The organism is Leucobacter komagatae, assembly GCF_006716085.1.
Lineage (GTDB): Bacteria > Actinomycetota > Actinomycetes > Actinomycetales > Microbacteriaceae > Leucobacter > Leucobacter komagatae.
In genome coordinates, this window is the sequence record NZ_VFON01000001.1 from 779,242 (window position 1) to 797,357 (window position 18,116).

Annotated in this window: 16 protein-coding genes; 8 read left to right on the top strand and 8 right to left on the bottom strand. The window is 64.9% G+C overall.

Annotated features, from left to right (window positions below; all coding sequences use genetic code 11):
* Positions 1–41 precede the first annotated feature (41 nt).
* Positions 42–1,841, bottom strand: coding sequence for a ComEC/Rec2 family competence protein (locus tag FB468_RS03580; protein WP_141886123.1), 1,800 nt, complete (start codon positions 1,839–1,841; stop codon positions 42–44).
* A gap of 20 nt (positions 1,842–1,861) precedes the next feature.
* Here FB468_RS03580 and FB468_RS03585 point away from each other — a divergent pair, with 20 nt between their 5' ends.
* From FB468_RS03585 to FB468_RS03600, 4 genes are all read left to right on the top strand, one after another.
* Positions 1,862–3,508 carry a recombinase family protein gene (locus FB468_RS03585; protein ID WP_141886124.1) on the top strand — a complete coding sequence of 549 codons (1,647 nt, stop codon included), beginning with the start codon at positions 1,862–1,864 and terminating at the stop codon, positions 3,506–3,508.
* A 1,124-nt stretch (positions 3,509–4,632) separates the two neighbouring features.
* Positions 4,633–4,983, top strand: coding sequence for a helix-turn-helix domain-containing protein (locus FB468_RS03590; protein ID WP_141886125.1), 351 nt, complete (start codon positions 4,633–4,635; stop codon positions 4,981–4,983).
* Position 4,984: 1 nt separating this feature from the next.
* Positions 4,985–7,165, top strand: coding sequence for a phage/plasmid primase, P4 family (locus FB468_RS03595; RefSeq protein WP_141886126.1), 2,181 nt, complete (start codon positions 4,985–4,987; stop codon positions 7,163–7,165).
* 113 nt (positions 7,166–7,278) lie between these two features.
* Complete coding sequence (locus tag FB468_RS03600; protein WP_141886127.1) at positions 7,279–7,683, top strand: hypothetical protein; 405 nt, start codon at positions 7,279–7,281, stop codon at positions 7,681–7,683.
* 775 nt (positions 7,684–8,458) lie between these two features.
* On the opposite strand, the gene FB468_RS17545 is transcribed toward FB468_RS03600, so the two are convergent.
* From FB468_RS17545 to FB468_RS03615, 4 genes are all read right to left on the bottom strand, one after another.
* Entirely contained in the window at positions 8,459–8,587 is a 129-nt protein-coding gene (locus tag FB468_RS17545; protein ID WP_281290258.1) for a hypothetical protein, read from the bottom strand.
* A 286-nt stretch (positions 8,588–8,873) separates the two neighbouring features.
* The gene (locus FB468_RS03605; protein ID WP_170219611.1) at positions 8,874–10,649 is read right to left on the bottom strand and encodes an AAA family ATPase; all 1,776 of its coding nucleotides are present in this window, start codon (positions 10,647–10,649) and stop codon (positions 8,874–8,876) included.
* A gap of 457 nt (positions 10,650–11,106) precedes the next feature.
* Positions 11,107–11,970: a hypothetical protein gene (locus tag FB468_RS03610; protein ID WP_141886129.1), complete on the bottom strand. Its 864-nt coding sequence runs from the start codon at positions 11,968–11,970 to the stop codon at positions 11,107–11,109.
* Between the two features lie 39 nt (positions 11,971–12,009).
* Positions 12,010–12,618 (bottom strand): hypothetical protein, encoded by a 609-nt coding sequence (locus FB468_RS03615; RefSeq protein ID WP_141886130.1) that lies wholly within the window; start codon positions 12,616–12,618, stop codon positions 12,010–12,012.
* A 208-nt stretch (positions 12,619–12,826) separates the two neighbouring features.
* On the opposite strand from FB468_RS03615, the gene FB468_RS03620 reads away from it, so the two are divergent.
* Positions 12,827–13,117, top strand: a complete 291-nt coding sequence (locus tag FB468_RS03620) for a helix-turn-helix domain-containing protein (protein WP_141886131.1) — start codon at positions 12,827–12,829, stop codon at positions 13,115–13,117.
* 82 nt (positions 13,118–13,199) lie between these two features.
* Here FB468_RS03620 and FB468_RS03625 read toward each other — a convergent pair whose 3' ends face one another.
* The 3 genes from FB468_RS03625 to FB468_RS03635 are packed head-to-tail and all read right to left on the bottom strand — an operon-like array spanning position 13,200 to position 14,266.
* Positions 13,200–13,481 carry a hypothetical protein gene (locus FB468_RS03625; RefSeq protein WP_141886132.1) on the bottom strand — a complete coding sequence of 94 codons (282 nt, stop codon included), beginning with the start codon at positions 13,479–13,481 and terminating at the stop codon, positions 13,200–13,202.
* Positions 13,478–13,666, bottom strand: coding sequence for a hypothetical protein (locus FB468_RS03630; protein ID WP_141886133.1), 189 nt, complete (start codon positions 13,664–13,666; stop codon positions 13,478–13,480). The genes FB468_RS03625 and FB468_RS03630 overlap by 4 nt, the downstream gene beginning before the upstream one ends.
* Positions 13,667–13,669: 3 nt before the next feature.
* Positions 13,670–14,266, bottom strand: coding sequence for an antirestriction protein ArdA (locus FB468_RS03635; RefSeq protein ID WP_141886134.1), 597 nt, complete (start codon positions 14,264–14,266; stop codon positions 13,670–13,672).
* Between the two features lie 837 nt (positions 14,267–15,103).
* On the opposite strand from FB468_RS03635, the gene FB468_RS03640 reads away from it, so the two are divergent.
* The 3 genes from FB468_RS03640 to FB468_RS03650 all read left to right on the top strand — a co-directional run bounded on the left by FB468_RS03640 (position 15,104) and on the right by FB468_RS03650 (position 18,068).
* Positions 15,104–15,460, top strand: a complete 357-nt coding sequence (locus tag FB468_RS03640) for a hypothetical protein (RefSeq protein WP_141886135.1) — start codon at positions 15,104–15,106, stop codon at positions 15,458–15,460.
* Between the two features lie 130 nt (positions 15,461–15,590).
* Entirely contained in the window at positions 15,591–16,304 is a 714-nt protein-coding gene (locus FB468_RS03645) for a hypothetical protein (protein WP_141886136.1), read from the top strand.
* A 195-nt stretch (positions 16,305–16,499) separates the two neighbouring features.
* Positions 16,500–18,068, top strand: coding sequence for a class I SAM-dependent DNA methyltransferase (locus FB468_RS03650; RefSeq protein ID WP_141886137.1), 1,569 nt, complete (start codon positions 16,500–16,502; stop codon positions 18,066–18,068).
* Positions 18,069–18,116 lie beyond the last annotated feature (48 nt).

Genomic DNA, 18,116 nt, shown 5'->3' on the forward strand with positions numbered 1-18,116 from the left:
GCTCCCTCAGTGGAGCAGGCGCCCCGGTCAGGTGAGGGGGTTCACCTGACCGGGGCGTTCGCGTCTGCAATGTGCCTCGTCGTCATCGCGCCTGCGACGCGCCCCGTCGATATTGCGAGCCCCCTACGCCCCGTCGCCCTTACGACTGTCGACCGCTCGCCCGCGGCCCATGGCTCCGGAGCCCCGCCCCGGATGCTGACGGCAATCGACCCTAGTTCGTCGGTTCGCAACACACGCGTGCCCGCAGCTTCCAGGCGCCCAACCAGCGCGGCGTTCGGGTGCCCGTAGCGGTTCCCCTCCCCTACAGACACCAGAGCGATCGCAGAGCCAAGCCGCTCATAGAACCCGTCAAGCTGGTTCTTCGAGCCATGGTGGGCGACTTTCACGATGTCGGCGCGAATGGCCGGGCCCTTCGCCGAGGCTTCAAGATCTTCGAGCTGTCGCTGCTCGTCGGCGCCGGTGTCACCAAGCAGCAGAACCGTGTGCCCCGCGACCTCGGCGGAGACGACCAGGCTTGTGGCATTGGCATCGCGGTAGCTCGAGCGCTCCGGCGGGCCGAGAACCCGCCAACTCAAGCCGCCTGAGCTCCCGTTCATGCCGCGATAACCTTCGCTTGCTGGCACGCCAAGTCTGCTCAGTCGCTCACGAAGCTGCGCCTCCCCGGCCTTACCCACGTCGTCGACGCTCTCTTTCGGGAGGATCGCCCGATCCACTCTTCCAACGAGCGCTTCCAGGGCGCCGGTGTGATCCCAATGGTTGTGGGTAAGCACGAGCAAGCTGATGCGATCCACTCCAAACAGGTCGAGACAGGCGACGAGGCTCTCCTCGTCGTCGCCAGTGTCGATGAGCATGACGTCGCCAGGCGAGCCGGGGTCGCGGAGCATCACCGCGTCGCCCTGGCCGACGTCGCAGGCCACGACGACCCAGTCGTGTGGCGTCCCGAGACGGACGGTACCCGGCACGACAGCGGTGACACCGAGTATCAGGCCCGCGCCTGCCGCCATGAGCGTTCGCGCGACGCCGAGTAGACCGCGCGACGGCACCGCGATACGTACCCAGCTCGTGCCTCCGCGGCGTGCGCCGCGCAGTCTTCCCCGGGCCAACCCGGCGCGCCGGCCAAGAACGATGGCGCCGCCAATAAGCGCGAGTGCAAGGCTGAGGCTGAGCGCGCCTCTCCAGCCTTCAGGCCAAAACAGGCGCGCGCCGGGGAGGCTGACGCCCACGTTCCCCGCGGCCGCAATCCACCGCGCCGGCCACACTGCGAGCTCCACGAGCACGCTACCAAGCTTCCCGCAGAGCGGGAGCACAACGAGCGCGGCGAGCCCGAGGCCTGTCCCGACCGGGGCGGCGGGCGAAGCCAAGACGTTCGCGACGACGCCTCCAAGTGAGAGACCCGGCTGCAGGAGTAGCAAGAGCGGGGCGCAGCTCAGCTGGGCGGCGGCCGCTACGGCAAGCGGCAGAGCGAGCGCAGGCGGCAGCCGCAGCCGTAGTCGCAGCCGATCGGTGACCGGCGACGCGGCCAGGAGAATACCGAGAGTCGCGCTCACCGAGAGTGCAAACCCAGGTTGGATCGCTTGCCAGGGGTCGGCCCACAAGAGCACCAGCGTCGCAGCTCCGAGCGCAGGCAGCGCGTGACCCGCTCTGCCCCCGAAACGCGAGACGAGCAGCACGGCTGCCATGATTGCGGCGCGCTGCACGCTCGGGTCGGGGCCAACCACGAGCACGAACCCACCCAGCGCCAGTACTGAAACCGCAGCGCGGGTTCTTCGGCCGCCCCCGGCCGCCCGGACCGCCGCGTTCATCGCGGCGATGACAAGCGCGCAGTTCGAACCAGCTATCATTAGTACCAGAGGTGAGTGATATGGCTAGATCGTTAGTAGTGCGGGAATACCTTCGCGTCTCCAGGGACGACAAGAAGACGGGCAAGTCCCCCGACCAGCAGCACGAGGAGAATCTCGCGGCGTTCGCGCGCGAAGGCCTCGTGCCGCACGCCTCGGAGCCGTACCGCGACGTCGATCGAAGTGCGAGCCGCTACGCGCGCGGCGGACGCGAGGACTTCGAGCGGCTCGTCGCCGACCTGGAGGGCGGGACGTTCGACGCTGACGTGCTCGCGATCTGGGAGTCGTCGCGCGGCTCGCGCCGGGTGAGCGAGTGGTCCCGGCTGATCGAGCTCTGCGAAGATCGAGGGGTCAAGATCTGGGTCACGACGCACAGCAGGCTCTATGACCCTACGAACGCTCGCGACAGGCGATCGCTGCACGAGGACGCCGTCGACGCCGAGTACGAGAGCGACAAGTCCTCCGAGCGCATCCGTCGCAACGTCCGCGACGCGGCGAAGGAGGGCAAGCCCCACGGCAAGAACGTCTACGGGTACCTCCGTGTTTACGATCCTCAGACGCGTGAGCTGGTGCGGATCGAGGAGCACCCGGAGCAGGCGCCGATCGTCAAAGAAGCCGCACGCCGGGCGCTCGCGGGAGAGAGCATGTACTCGATCGCGAAGAGCTTCAACGAGCGGGGCATCGAGCCCCGTCGGCCCAAGCGCAAGGAGCACCGCATGCACCACGGCTGGGACGGGGTGGCAATCAAGCAGATGCTCACGATGCACGCGTACGCAGGCAAGCGCCAGCACCGCGGTGAGATCGTGGGTGACGCCGTGTGGCCGGCTCTGATCGAGTACGACGATTGGGTGCGACTGCAGGCAGCGCTCTCTCCCGCCTCACGCAAGCGACCCGGAGCCTTCCGGGAGTTCAAGCACCTGCTCAGCGGGATCGCGTTCTGCGACGTCTGTGGCTCCTCGCTGCGCGTCGGGAAGCAGAACGCCGGGGGCAAGAGACTCGTGCCGGTGCTCGACGCGGATGGTTCTCCCGTGCTCGACGAGGCTGGCCAGCCGGTGAAGCAGGTGGCCATGAAGCAGCGCCTGGACAGGCAGATGCGGCCGATGTTCGATAAGCGCGGCGAACCGATGATGGTGATCGACCGGCCGCACTACCTCACGTACATGTGCCAGGGACTGCCCGGCAGACCGGGCCCGGACGGGAAGAAGGGCTTCCACGTTGCGATGAAGATGGAGTCGCTCGACCAGATCGTGACGGAGCTCGTGCTCGCACGTCTTGAGCGACCGGACTTCGTGGCGGCTGCTGCTGGAAGGGGTAGCGGCAACGACGCCGAGCGCCGGGCTCTGCTCGACGAGATCGACGGGCACCGCGAGTGGCTGGAGCAGGTCAGGGAGCGGGCCGAGCGTGAGCGCAACCTGGACCTGCTGTTCGATCAGCAGGCACGGGTCGAGCCGAAGATCGAGGCGGCGCAGAAGCGGCTGGAGCAGCTCAGCGAGGTCGACCCCTGGGTCCTCAAAGTGGCGCGCGAGGGCGCCGTTCGCCAGGCGTGGGAGGAGATGGATCTCATCGAGCGCAGGCGCGTCATAGGCGCTGTGCTCGCCCCTCGTGTGAAGCGCGGTGCCCGCGGGCAGAAGGGTCTGCACCCTGAGCGTGTGGTGCCCGGCTGGAAGTAGCCAGCAATAAAGCGCACTGCCGGAGCCGGCAAAAAGGTGAGGGCCGCTCCGTGGTGTCCGAGTCCTGGAGCGGCCCCCTGAAAGGCAGTCGGAATACGAGTTGCGACTTCTCACAGGCTAGACGAGTCGATCTACATCGCGAAGCGATGACCGGCACGGCGTGTCGCGGTTTGTTGCTGCGCTCGTTGTGCGTGGTCGTTGCCGACTGCTGCTGCGCTCTCTGCGGCGCTTGCTTGCCCCGTGACTCCGCTCCCGCTGCGTCACGGAGAGGGCGACGAGACGTGTGGTCGCAGAGTCTTGTGACGTCTTGAGGTCCGCGGCTGCGCTCCCGCTGCGCCTCGGACGGTCGATGGGGAGGGAGAGCTCGTCGGGCATGAGGTTGCTCGGGCAGACGGGCGCATGGCGGTGGGTGACAATGCGGGTGACAGCGGGTGACAGCCTGTCACCCGCATTGTCACCCGTTCTAGCCGCATGATTCTGCGGTTTTTACCTCTATGGGTGACAGGTGACAGCATTATTGAGTTATGACTATATTTAGAGATCCACCTCCCCCGAAGTGCGATTTCTCTATATAAGGTTGAGCAGAAAATCTGTCACCCGTGTCACCCGGATGGCTACTTCCGCATGATTCTGCGGTAAAACCGGGTGACAGAGACTCTGCCCGTTTGTCACCCGCTGTCACCCGCAAGGTCAACTTCCGCGTAATCATGCGGCAAAAGCGGGTGACAGATGCTGTCACCCGCCGTAGATCGTCCGCCCCCTCCGCCCACGCCGAGCACCCTCTGGCAGGAGGGGGCCCCTCCTGCCCGGCGACGAGCGGGAGCGCCGCACGGACCGCCTCGGAAAACATCACGACACACTACATGTTGTGGTTGCAGTGTCAGGTAGGCACAAGATATGCTTGTAGCAATTAGAGACCTGAACGATAGTGCACCGCTTCGGCGGCGTCGGAGGAACGGAAGTGACTAACCGCCGACGTAAGACGAGTCCCACACATTAAGAAAACCCCTGAACATCCTCTCAAGCGGGAGGGCGCGAGGGCAGGTCCCAGGAGCCGGCAGGCGACTGAAGCTCTCACCGCTCGGTGAGCGCTCGTCGCGCCCTTCTGCGGAGAGGCCGCCATCATGGCGGAGCGTAATCGGACAGTGCTCGTGGGTCGCGACGGCGAGGACCACCTTGACCTGACTCAGGCGGTCGTCTACACGGGAGTGTCCCGCGTCACTCTGATGCGTAGGATCGCCGACGGCAGGCTGCCGTCCCAGATCGTCAACGGCAAGCACCGCGTGTCGTCGGGAGACCTCGACGCGCTCTTCGGCCCGGCGCCTGTGCTCGCGGGCGCGCGAACGGCAGACGATTCCACCCTCCGCCTGTGGGCGAAGCGCGTGGCTGAGGCTGCTCCTCCGCTGCGACCTGAGCAGCGCGACGTCGTGCTGTCGGCTTTCGCCGACGCCCTCATCACGATCGGGGGCGAGTGACATGACCGAGCAGACTATGCCCGTTTCAGCGGGAGCACCTCCTGAAAAAGAAGAAGCCCCCCACCGTGAGGTAGAGGGGACTTCCGAAGCGTTTGGCGGCGCTGAGATCAATACTCCAGGAACCGAGGCGTTCCTGCCAGTTGTCGCAGCGACTTTCTCCTCGTCCCCGAGCAAGGACGCCGATACGCAGAACTCGGTCATCGAGAATGTGACCACGGTGTACCTGGACGGGCTCCTGGATGCCGCAGCGCGTGGAGAGGCGCTCCCTCACCCGCAGGACATCGAGCGCGAGCTCCTGGAGCAGGTGAACGCGAACCTGCGCCTCCTCAACGCGGGCCGGGCCGTTCGCGTCAGCCCCAAGGCCGACGCGAACGAGAAGAACCAGGCCCCGCTGCTGAAGACGCTGACGTTCAACCAGGTCGCGCGCATCCTGGTCTCCCTCCACGGCGTGCGCAGGCTGCTGGCCTCGCGTGCCCCCGGCGCCCGTCCCGACAAGCTCGATCCCGTCGTCGCCTGGGACCCGGCGCACGGCGTCTACAGTCTGAACGTGGAGCACGTCTTCGCGCTGGCCGGCGTGTACAACTCCTCCGGGGGCGCGAGCTTCATGAAGGACGTCGAGTCGGCAGTGCGTCGCCTGGCGCCGCGCATCAGGCGGGAGACGAGCACCAAGTGGGCCCCCGTCGCGAACGGCGACTACGAGCGCGCCACGGGTGAGCTGCACCCGTTCTCGCCGGACCGCGTGTTCCTGTCCCGCTCGCCGGTCGCCTACGTGGCGGACGCGCAGAACCCTGTGATCCACAACGACGACGACGGCACCGACTGGGACGTCGACTCGGGTCTTATGGAGATCGCGGACGGAGACGAGGAGGTCTACGGCCAGATCTGGGAGGTCCTCGCCTCGGTGGTGCAGCCGCAGATCCGCACCAACAAGGCGGTGGCGCTCTACGACAAGGACGGCAACAACGGCAAGGGCACGATCGTCGCTCTGGCGACCGGTCTCGCCGGGGAGTCCAGGACGCTCGCTGCGAGCCTCTCGAACCTCGCGAAGGACACTACTTTGCCCCTGATCTCCGGCAAGTCGCTGATCGCCTCTGACGAGAACGCGACGAACGACTTCGTCAGGAACGCCGAGGTCATCAAGTCCCTCGCCACCCGGGACCCGATCCTGGTGAACCCGAAGTACGAGAAGCCTTATAACGAGGTCTTTGAAGGGGCGCAGATTCACTGTATGAACGCGCTGCCGAGGTTCGGGGACAACGGCGGGAGCATGTGGCGCCGCTGGCTGCTGATCCCGCTCACGGCCCGCTTCGAGGGCCGCGAGCGCAAGTACATCAAGGACGACTACATGCGCCGCCCTGAGGTGCTGCAGTACGTCATGCGCCGGGCCTTGGAGATGGACTTCACCGGGTACAGCGAGACCTCCGTCTCTGCGGCCCTGCTGCTGGAGGCGAAGAACGAGAACGACCCGGTGCGCCTGTTCTGGGCTGAGCACCGCGACGAGTTCGTGTGGGATCTCCTGCCGCTGGAGTTCCTCTTCGAGCTCTACAAGGGCTGGTTCTCGCGCAACAAGCCGAGCGGCCGCATGGTCGACCGCAGGTCGTTCGACGACAGCATCAGGGAGGCCGTGGCCGACGATCCGGGCGACTGGGTTGACCTTGGCAAGGGCGAGAAGATGAAGGCCTCGGTGCGAATGACTGGGCGGGAGCCCCTCGTCGTGGAGTACCAGCATCGCAACGTGTTCGAGATGCCCGAGAAGTGGAAGCGCGAGTTCCCCAAGAGCATGCAGTTCCGCAACGTGTTGTACCGGGATCGTGCCGCTGCTCTCACCGCTGCGGCGTCGAGCACTGCCGTTGCTCCTGTCTCGCCCGCCGCTGTGCCCGCACAGGCGCCTGTTTCTTCTGCCAACCCCGCGGTCGCCGCGGCCGAGGCGCATCTCGCCCGCTGCGAGCGCCTCGCGGCTGACGAGCAGGCCCTCTGGGAGCAGCGCGCGGTGGAGGAGGGCGTCACCGACCCTGCTCATGTGACCGATCACGCCAGGATCACGCGCATGGGGTCCGCGTGCGGGTGCGGGGCCGCGCCGCAGCGCGCGTACGACCCCGCCGAGTTCGCCCGCGCCGAGAGCGTCGCCCTTGCGGTCAGTGCAGCGAGGGCAGACCTTGACGAGTTGCTGTCTCCGTCGTAGGCCAGCGCTGGGATCCGGCCGTTCCCCTACTATTCCCGATCCGCCCACGAGTGGCGGCTACCTCAAGTGGCCGACCGGTCATTTGCAAGTTATCTACAGAAAAGGAAGTTCTCATGTCGAATGACAACGTGAAGAACGACTCCAAGCCGCACGTCGACAGTACTGCGGCCATCCGTAAGAACATCGCCGTGGCTCAGGATCACCTCGGTCTTGTCTCGCTGTATGGCGAGCATCAGGAGCTTTGCGAGATTGCTGCCACTTATGCGGCACTCGCTCAGGCTCAGGCAACGTCCGCGCTCGTCGAGCAGGTGCGTGTGGTGAATCTGCTTTGGTTCACTAGCAGCGTGTTCCCTTCTGCTGCCGATGTGATCTTGAAGGCTGATCCGGAGTACTACCAGACGCCTCACTGGGACAAGAGCTTTGGGGAGCTGCTTGGTGGGGTGCGCAGCGAGCTTCGCGAGTTGTTCATGCGTGTGCTGTTCCCGGAGGGTGGCAGTGATTCTGTCGGTTCGGAGTGAGCGCTACTGCGTTAAGCGCTGTAGGTGTTGAGTGTGAGGAGTTTCTTGCATTCAGTTTCTGAATAGCGCAGTCACGGGGACCCCCGTTGCATTTGTTGCAGCGGGGGTTTCCGCTGTTATCGGCGCTACTTATTTGGCTCCGCGCATCGCTTCAGACCCCGTCCCGAAGCTCCGTCCGAGGGCTGGGTCGGTCACAGCTTCAGCTGTGGATAACCTCGTGCTGTCCGTTACACGAGCGCAGCGAGGGTACGGCAGCGCGAGCCCGGCTGCGCGGAGGGCAGGAGCACCCCCAGGAGCCCCAGTGGGGCTCCGCAGGGGCGAGGGAGCGTGAGCTCCCGAAGTAAGGGCCCGGCGAGCGCAGCGAGACCGGGTGAGGAGACGGAGAGGGAGGAGCGCAGCGAGTCCCGAGACGTCGACGAAGGCGTGTTGGCTATGCCAACTCCGAAGCAAGTTTAGACAGGAGCGCAGCGAATGGATAAACGCAGCGAAGGACCACGCCCCCTTATGCTCTTTTCGTTACTTACCTCGTTTCGCCGCCTTAGCGGTGAAACAGGTATGGAATCTGCTGGAGAATCAACGAAGTTGCGGGGGGCCTCGGCCCTAGGCGCCTAGGGTAGCCCCGGAGGGGCCTCCGTGGAGGTTAGGCACCTGACCCCCGCTACTTCGTTGGAAAGACGCGGAAGCACGGGCGCCCAGGATTATGGGACCTCTGGTCCCGGGGCGCCTGTGTAGCGCGAAGCGCTGAGAAGCGGTGGTGCCCCCGGGGCGCCTCCGCTCACTCTTCCGTGTCGACCGCAGCCCCGAAGGCTGCGGCCATTGCCTCTCTCCAGCGCGAGACCGGGCTCTGCACGGTCTCCTCATCGCACGCTTTGTCGTCGCAACGCACCCGTCGCAGACGGGTCACATCGCATGCTACAGACCTGCCTCTGGTGCTGCCACTGCCTCTGTCGCCGTAGGTGACGAGCACAGCAGCAGGACTGTAGCGGGACCGTCACACGGCCTCTGCGACCCTGTCGCTGAGCCTGTGGATAACTCGGTGACGCGTTGCCAATGTCTTGGACGTGTGTTGTGTTGGTGCTGACCGGTGCGGTGAAAACGAATACCCCCGAGGCGTGTGCCTCGGGGGTATTCGTGTGGTGAGAAGATGAGCCCCTGCAGCGCTGTGCTGCAGGGGCTCGCTCGATGGGTAATTAGTAGTGATCCAGAATCGGTTGCGTGTGGATCTTTCCGTCGCGGATAGTGACCATCAGCTCTCGTGATGCTTCTCGTGCGAGCGCGGGAAGCAGTTCGCGTTCGATATTGCTCTGGAGGTGGCGTGCACCGAGTGCGGGGTTTCTGCGGTGGCTGGCGAGCCACGACGGGACCTCTGGCGCGTACTCGAGTCGCCATCCGCTGCCGGTGAGGCGGCCGCTCAGGCGGGCGAGTTCGTCGTGCGCGAGTTGCTGGATCGCGCTCTCGCTGAGGGGGTCGAAGCAGATCGTCTCGGTGATCCTGCCGAGCAGCTCCGGAGGAAGCACTCGTTCGATTTCTTTGAGTTGCCGGCTGCTGTCGAATGTGTGTGTGGAGCCGAACCCGGTGCCCGGTTTTGCTCCTTCCCTGACGCCGAGGTTCGACGTCATGATGATGATGGTCTCGGCGAACGAGGCGGTGTTGCCCCAACCGTCGGTGAGGCGGCCTTCATCGAAGATCTGGAGAAACAGCGGCCAGACCAGTGGGTGAGATTTCTCGAACTCATCGAGCAGGAGCACGGTACGAGGTTGCTGGATGATCCTCGTGGTGAGGAGACCTTCAGTGCTGCTCTTCTTCCAGATCCGGTGCCCGCCGATGAGTTTCATGACTGAGTCTTCGTGCGTGCTGTACTCGCTCATGTCGAGACGGATGAGTGCCTCGTCAGCGCCGTACACGGTTCGTGCGAGCTGTTTCGCAGCCTCGGTCTTGCCGACTCCGGATGGGCCAGCGAACAAGAACACCCCGTGGGGGCGCTCTGGTCGTAGCGTGAGGCCGGACAGTGCCGGGGCGACCCTAACGGCGACCGTGTGGATTGCGGCGTCTTGCCCTCTGACGACTTCGGTGAGCCGGTCACGCAGCTCGGTCGCGGTTTTCGCGGCGGGGAGAGCAGCGAGCGCGAGGTGGTCTGGTTTCAGCTGCACTCGGGTGGTTCGCTGCTCGATCTGTGCGCGTGCGATCGCGGTGTCGATCCGCTCTAACGCGAGCCGCGGGTGTACGTAGGCATCTGTCGGCGTTGGCGGTGTGAGTGCGTGCTCGATGACGGCGGGGGTGATCTCCGTGTTGATGTGGGCGAGCTGTGGCAGCGCGAGTGATTCGGTGGCAACGATCCTTGTCAGCGCCTCGTTTGGGAGGGGCTCGAGTTGTACGCGATGCAGCTTTGAGATGCGCACGGGTTCAGCTTCGGCCAGTTCGGCGTATTTGCGTTCGTCGTACACCAGGATGCTGCGGAGGCCGTACTCGTTCGCGTAGCTGGTGAGCAGGCTGATGACACCCAAATGTCTCGTGTCCGTGTGCATGTCGGAACGGAGGTCGATGTTATCGACCACGAGCACTGCCGAGTCGGCAAGGCCTTCTGCGTGCAACACGTCGATCATGTCGGCGAGCTCGGTCGCAGAATCACCACCGGGCAGTTCCGCAACGCGCAAACGAAGGGTGGAGTGTGCTGCGTGCACGACTGCAGCGACTTCAGCAAGAAATGCGGTGCGACCGACACCGGGTCTTCCAGTGACGGCGACGACCTGGGGTTTCGTGCGGAGCAGTTGAGCAGCGGTTTCGTGAGCGAGGTCTGGGCGATGGAACTGGTAGCTGGGTGCGAGCAGACGTGTGTTCGATGCTGACTCCACGGTGCGGGTGTTGCGCAGGGCTTCGTAGCCGGTAGACCGTGAGTGTGTGGTGTTGTCAAAGAGTTCGAACTCGTCGACGCTCGTGTTCATTGCATTAGTGATTGTGGTGGGCATGAGACCTCCAGAAACTGTGTATCCCGAACCCCGCATGCAGCCTCGTGTCCAGAGAGCTACAGGGAAGGTGCTGATATCGAGGGTGGTCAGAATACAGGCGGAAGACGGGCCGAGAGCTACAGATAACGAGATACCTGCCAAGTGCGCGAGAAGCTAGGGCCCCAAGCAAAATCACATCGTGAAGCCGGATGTGAAGTCGGTGCGCGGGAGCCCAACAACCGTGTCAAATCAGCGCAATTCGTTTCCGGGCTATCGACGTGTCGCGGTAAGGGAAGATACCGGTTGGCATCCTCATGTTCCTCCCGTGACGCCTGTGGCGTCACAGCCTTTCGCGACTGTTTGTCGTGTGAGACAGCGCCGGCAGTGCACGAAGCGACTTCTCGCACCGGGTGCAACGAAAACCCCCGAGGGCTCTCTCCCTCGGGGGTCATCGTCGCTGTTGCGGGGTGTTCTGGGTTTAGGAGCAACCCTCTCCGTTCGGAGACTGGGACATGCCCGGAGGGCATCCGCCACCACCGTTCGGGGGCACGATCATGGTCCCACCGCCACCGCCGTTTCCGGGGTTGTAGTAGCCGTCGTCGTAGCCGTCGTCGTAGCTGTTGTCCCAGCTTTCCTGCTCGGCCTGGCGAGCGGCCTCTTCGGTCGCGGCCTGCTCTGCGGCGATGCGTGCGGCTTCTGCTGCTGCAGCCTCCTCGGCAGCCTTCTTCTCAGCCGCGAGGCGTGCAGCCTCGTCAGCCTGGAAGAGAGCGAAGTCCTCGGTGAGTGCAGTGGATGCAGAGTCGAGCTTCTTCGCGGCGTCGGTCACGGCTGTGACCTGTGCGTCGATCGCTGTGACGTCCTCGCGGGTCTCGCAGGTGTCGGCGAGGGCCTTCTCGGCCTTGGTGAGCTCCGCCTTGGCGTCGGTGACATCGCCCACGAAGTCAGCGCCGCTCTGGCGGGCGGGCACAGCCTTGACCTCGGGCTTGTCACCCTCTGCCTTCTGCGCCTTCACCTCTTCGACGGCCTTGCGGTCGGCGTACTTGGTGCTGGTGCCCGCGCTTTCGGGGAGCGTGGTGTCCTCAACAGCCGCGAGCGCCGCGTCCGCGCCCTGCTGGGCGGTCTTCGCGGTCGTGCGGGCCTGGGTTGCGCTCTCAGTCGCCACGACGCATAGACGCTCGGTCTCGGCGTTGCTGTTGCTCACTGCAACGGCGGATGCGATGCCGCCGCCGAGCACGAGCGCGACAGCAGCCGCGATCGCGAAGATCTTCTTCTTGCTCTTCTTCGCGCCGGCGCCCTTCGGGGCGTCGACGGCATTGATGCTCTTGTCAGCTATGGCCGCCACCTCCTTCGTTGTCTGTGATGTTCTTGTGTCTTGCTGGGGCTACTCAGCCCAGCAAGTGGCCCAGAGTCCGGAACCGGCCTGTTGAGCGATGCTCTGGTCTTCGGCGTACTGTCCGCCGGTGTCCTTGGCCCAGCCCGCGCGCACGAGCACGGGGCCGTAGCCGTAGTCGCCCATCGCGATCTTCGCGACGTGCTGGTCTTCAGTGTTGACGGTGTCGGCACCCTCCACGTAGGAGACGCGCCACTCGTGGACCTGCGGAGCGAGTTCTTCGATCTTCGCGGCCGCGCCTGCGCGGGCCTCGTCGAAGCCACACTCACCGGCCGCGGGGCCTTCGACGCCCCAGGGGACGACGATAACGCCGTTCTGAGCAGGGTGCCCGCCGGACCATGCGGTCAGGCTCACCCCGACGGACGTGCCGTCGGCGATCGGGTTGGCGGGGTCGGTCAGCTCCGCGGTCCAGTCGTCTGCAGGACCCTCGGGGATCCACGCCTCGGGGGCGGGCTCCTGGGTCTGCGTCTGCGTCTGCTCGGGTGCGACGGTCTCGTTGGGGGTCTTGGTGTTCTCGGTGGCGCAGCCGGTGAGGGCCGCGAGCAGGGCGATCGCAGTGGCGACGGTCGCGATGGTCTTTTTCTTCGTTGGTACCAACATGGCGTGGCCTCTTTCCTGTTCTTGTGTGAAGTCGCCTGCAGTGCGGGCCGTTCGGGGCTGGAGTCTTCCGGCGCGGGCGTGGCGCTCGGGCGGGGGTTCCCGTCTCTGCTGACGGGCGTCGTTCCCGCTCGTCTATCAGCAGATCCTATTGGAAATAGGAACGTATCCGTACCTGGCACGGTCACGTTCCTGTCGAAAATGTTGAAGGGTGGGAAAAACACTGAGGGGCCGGCTTGGCGAGGGGCTCCGTGCGCAACGGAACCATTGGGGCCTTACGCAGGAGCAGCTTGCCGAAAGGATCGGCGTGACCCCCCGTTATCTCGCGGCACTTGAGCGGGGCGAGCGGAATGTGACGTTAGACACCTTCGACGAGTACGCCGGCTTCTTGGGGCTCGACGCGGGCGCTCTGCTCTCTGGAGAGGTCCATGACGAGCTACCCGCTGTGCGAGTCAGGCCTGACGATGCAAACCCGAAGGGCCGGCGCGGCAGTAGACAGTAGAGGTTTGCAGCCATCGCACCTGCTGTGATGACTGCAAGCAGAGCCCCCTGTGGCTAGCCTCGGGGTCTCTGCTTGTCTGCTTCTATGCCGCGGGGAACCGCGACACGAAGTCATTGACGTGGATCTTCAACATCCGCGCTACCTCCCTGTCGCTATGCCCTGTCGCGCGGGCTTCGCTTACCACTGCCTTCCTGCAGGCGTGCACCTGGGCCTGGACGGCCGCCAGGAGGCGCAGCAGGTCCTCGACGGACACAGAGAGGTGCGCAGCCCTCTCGGCTGCGGAGAGGAGCTCCTGGAGCTCGTACTGCCTGAGGGAGGCGCACTCCTCCTGCACGATGAGCTCGTGCTCAAGCAGCGCGGTCATCGTTGCGCTGCCTCTGCGGTGCTGACCACGGTCTCCATGGCGCAGGCGCCGTGCTCGGGGCAGACCCTCACCCTGTACGCGCCGAGGTCCGGGAAGAACAGCAGTTCCCTCGTGCAGAGCTGGGGCGGGTCGCAGTCGAGGCAGAAGCGCTGCCACTTCTCATCGGCGATCTCATTGGCAGACATGGCTCAGCAGCTCCTGAACACGTACACGCCGGATGCCGGAGCCTGAGCGTCCAGCACAGCGTAGTCGTGCACCAGCTCGCGGGCGTGGCTCTTCCAGTCGAAGTGCTGCGCGACCTCCTCGGGAACGCCCTGCAGCATCCCCGTGCTGTCGACGAGATCAGCCGCGTACTCCTCGAAGGAGTCCCAGTTGCCGCAGTAGCGGTCGTGGAAATCACCGAGGGCAGGCACGTCGCTCCTGCCGTCGCCCTCGGCGACGTAGTCGCCGCTCGCGACCCAGGCCCGCAGGGCCGGGCGCAGGTGCTCGTCCACGGCGAACAGAGCCTCGGCCTGCTGCTGGGCCTCGTGGGGGCTCATCTCGCGGTCGACGAGCATGTATTCCGTGTCGTAGCACCAGAGCTCCTCGCAGCCGGCAGGGCTCAGGCCCGTGCCTCTGTGCAGCTCGGCGACGGTGACTGTGCTTGCTTCTGCGGCGTCGTACCAGTCACCGACCAGGTAACCGGCGTTGTAGTGCGCCATGCAGCCGAGCCAGACGCTCGGCGTCTGGGCTGTGTTGCCGGGTGTAGCAGCAGAGGTAGAAGTAGAAGAAACAGTAGTAACCATGGGAGCGTCCTCCGGTCTCGTGCGCGAGCAGCGGCGGAAGTGCCCTGCTCGTCCAGAGAGCTCCCGGCCCCGCGTGCGCGGGGCGGCCCCGCGTGGTGTGCTGCTCCGCAGAGGAACAGAAGAGGTAACGATCCAGTAACGATAGAGACCAGCGACGGAGTGTTCACATCTCTGTCACATTTTTGCTTACTAGACTTTAGCTTCACTACTCGATACCCGGGACGGGCATCATGACGATCACGAGCTGTTTTTGCAGAGGTTACTCCGGCTCGTGGTGGCAGTGCAGAGCACTGCCCGGGAAATCACTTGAGAGAGAGATCCTGCTGAGGCAGAGGAGCTAAAGTCTAGTTCCTTCAGAAGCTGTCATAGGTGGTCGCCGGAAGCGGCCAGCTGAAGCCCTACCCCGACGCCGCAAGCGTCGGATCGGGTGGACGAGTCGCCGCGCAGCATGCGCGAGCGCGAGATGCACAGAGCGCGGCACGGACGCCGCGCGGGAAGTACAGCACGCGCACACGCGTGCGACAGGCACCTGGCTGCGGTGATCGCAGCCAGGTAGCAGAGCAGAGAGCTGCGCACGGCACGAGGTGCCCTGCGTGGGCCGGCAACTCTGCCGACCCGAGAAGCTGGTGAGACAGGTGAGAAGCGCCTGCCTCTGCGAGCCCGGCGCCCCTGGCGGAGCCTGCGAAGCGAGCGCTGTGACGAGCACAGCGAGCAGCAGAGCTTGGCACGGCATGACGCCGCGCCCGGAAAAGCATGTGAGACGGGTGAGATGCACTCGTCCAGACGAGCGCGAAGCAATGAGTGCTGCGCGCAGCAAATCGAGAAGAGGAAATGAACATGACTATTACGAACAAGCAGCTGAACCTCGCATTCGACAACATGAAGATTCGCAAGGATCCGACGGGCAAGATGCCGCTGATCGTTGTGGTGCCTCGCGACGCGATCCCGATGGACACGCCCGGAACGATCACGATCGCAGAGGCCGGAGCAAAGGCCATGCGGAAGGGCGTGGAACAACACCTCGCTGAGCTCGACGATGCCGAAGCATGGGGCGACCCCAGCGCGATCAACGAAGCGATGAGCGCCGCCTCCGAGGCGCTGGAGATGTGGCTCGCGATCGAGCTCTCCTTCGCAGGAGTGCTACTGAAGCACGGCAAGAAGCTCAAGGGCCGCTCGATGATCGCGGTGAAGTAGCGCGCGCCAGAGAGCAAAGACAACCGGGGGCGGCGCAGGACGCCGCCCCCGACGAGAGAACACAGCCTCGGCGAAAGTCGCCGAGGCCCCCCTCGCGCAAGAGCGCAAAGAATCAGAACGGAGCAAGACCATGATGAAGACAGCAGCGATGACACAGGCTGAGCAGGCGCAACTCGATGCAGTACTGCGAGCAATCCAGACGATGAGCGACAAGCACCACGAGTTCGAGGCGGCGATGCGCGCTGGCGACGAGCAGGCGGTGCGCGCTGCGGTGCAGGCCTGCACCGCAGCGTCCCGGGCTTGGATCCAGACCCCGTCCGACTTCGAGGACGGCTCGCCCGCGGATGTGGCAAGGTACGCAGCACTGGACGAGCTCGACGCACTCGCGAAGGCACCGATCCCGTGGGACCCTGAAGACCGTGGCGCGACGGTGCTGGCGGCCGAGGTCGCCGAGATCGCCGCCGCGAGCGATGCCATGGGGGCAGCGTACGAGCTGGTCGCGGAGATCGACGAGGAGCTGGAGTACCTGGAGGGGACGATCGAGCTACTCAAGGACATGCTGGGGCTCCTCGATGACGAAGATGGGGACTGCGAGTGCGAGGACTGCATTCGTGAGCCCGACGAGCTGGATGAGGAAACGCGTGCCGAGTACGAGGCACGCCTCGCCCGCGACGAGCGCCGGTTCGTGGAGCTCACCATGGAGCGCGCAGCGAAGCTTGGAGCGGGCGGAGAGGACCCGCTGGGCTACTGGGGTTTGCTCGCGAAGCACGGGTTGATGATCCCTGAGTGGCACGCGATCCACAGCTACCAGCAGCGGATGCAGCAGCCGCCGGCAGTGGTCTGAGAGACAGCGGGCAGGGAGCAAGTCGCTCCCTGCCCGCTGCGTTGACTCTCGGATGATCTGAGACCCACGACCCGGGTCATCGCCAGCGCAGTTCGGGCGCTTCGTTTAGCAGTGTCGTAGGCCCTCGATAGGATCGCTCCTAACACCTGATACTTCATCTGGAAGCGCGATCGCGCGCGAAGGAGCTAACAAAATATGGCGAGAAAGTCGGCCTCGGCCAAGCCGCAACGAACCCTTGAGCAGACCCTGTGGGACGCCGCGGACAAGCTGCGCGGCAACCAGGAGCCCAGCGAGTACAAGCACGTCGTGCTCGGCCTTGTGTTCCTGAAGTACATCTCCGACCGCTTCGAGGAGCGCCGCGCACAGCTCAAGGACGAGCTCGCGGCTGAGGGCATCAAACCCGAGCGCATCGACGGCTTCCTGGAGGACCGCGACGAGTATGCGAGCCAGAACGTCTTCTGGGTACCCTCGGCAGCCCGTTGGGGCACGATCCAGGACTCGGCGAAGCAGCCGGAGATCGGTGAACTCATTGACACCGCGATGGATCTCATCGAGAAAGAGAACCCAACACTCAAGGGCGTGCTGCCGCGCAACTACGGCCGCGACGGCCTCGACAAGAAACGCCTCGGCGAGCTCGTCGACCTCATCGGCTCGATCGGCTTCACGAAGACCGATGACCATGGCGCAGACGACGTGCTGGGCCGCGTGTACGAGTACTTCCTGGGCCAGTTCGCGGGCAAGGAGACCGGCAAGGACGCCGGCGCGTTCTACACGCCTCGCTCGGTCGTCAAGACGCTGGTCGAGATGCTGGAGCCGTACAAGGGTCGCGTGTACGACCCCGCGGCAGGGTCCGGCGGCATGTTCGTACACTCGGCCGAGTTCGTGAAGGCTCACGGCGGTAAGCGCACTGACATCTCCGTGTACGGGCAGGAGTTCACCGACACGACGTGGAAGCTCGCGAAGATGAATCTCGCGCTGCGCGGCATCGAGGCGGACATGGGCGTGCGTTCGGCTGACTCGTTCACCGAGAACCTGCATCCTGACCTGCGTGCGGACTTCGTGATCGCGAACCCGCCGTTCAACGTCTCCGACTGGTGGGACGCGAGCCTCGCGGACGACCCGCGCTGGAAGTACGGCACGCCGCCACAGGGCAATGCGAACTTCGCATGGGTACAGCACTTCGTGTACCACCTGGCACCGAACGGCACCGCCGGCTTCGTGCTGGCCAACGGGTCGTTGTCATCGAAGAGCAGCGGCGAGGGTGAGATCAGACAGAAGCTGGTAGAAGCGGGCCTCGTCGACTGCATCGTGGCGATGCCGGACAAATTGTTCTTCAACACGGGTATCCCGGTGTCGCTGTGGTTCGTGTCCAAGGGCCGCGACGGCAACGGTCACCGTGCTCGCAAGGGCGAGGTGCTGTTCATCGACGCCCGCAAGCTCGGAGACATGGAGTCGCGTCGCCTGCGTGTGCTCTCGGATGACGACATCGCCAAGATTGCAGACACCTACCACGAGTGGCGCAACCACGACGGCGAGTACGAGGACGTCCCTGGCTTCGCGAAGTCAGCAACGATCGAGGAGATCGAGAAGCATGACTTCGTGCTCACGCCTGGCCGATATGTCGGCGCTGAGGAGGCCGAGGTCGATGACGAGCCGATCGACGAGAAGATCGAGCGATTGACGAGCGAGCTGTTCGCGGAGTTCGAGCGCGGGCGCGAGCTTGAGGACGAGGTTCGGGTCCGGCTTGGGGCACTCGAACGATGAGCAAATGGACTTCCACGACGCTAGGAGAGCTCGAACAAGAGTCTCAAG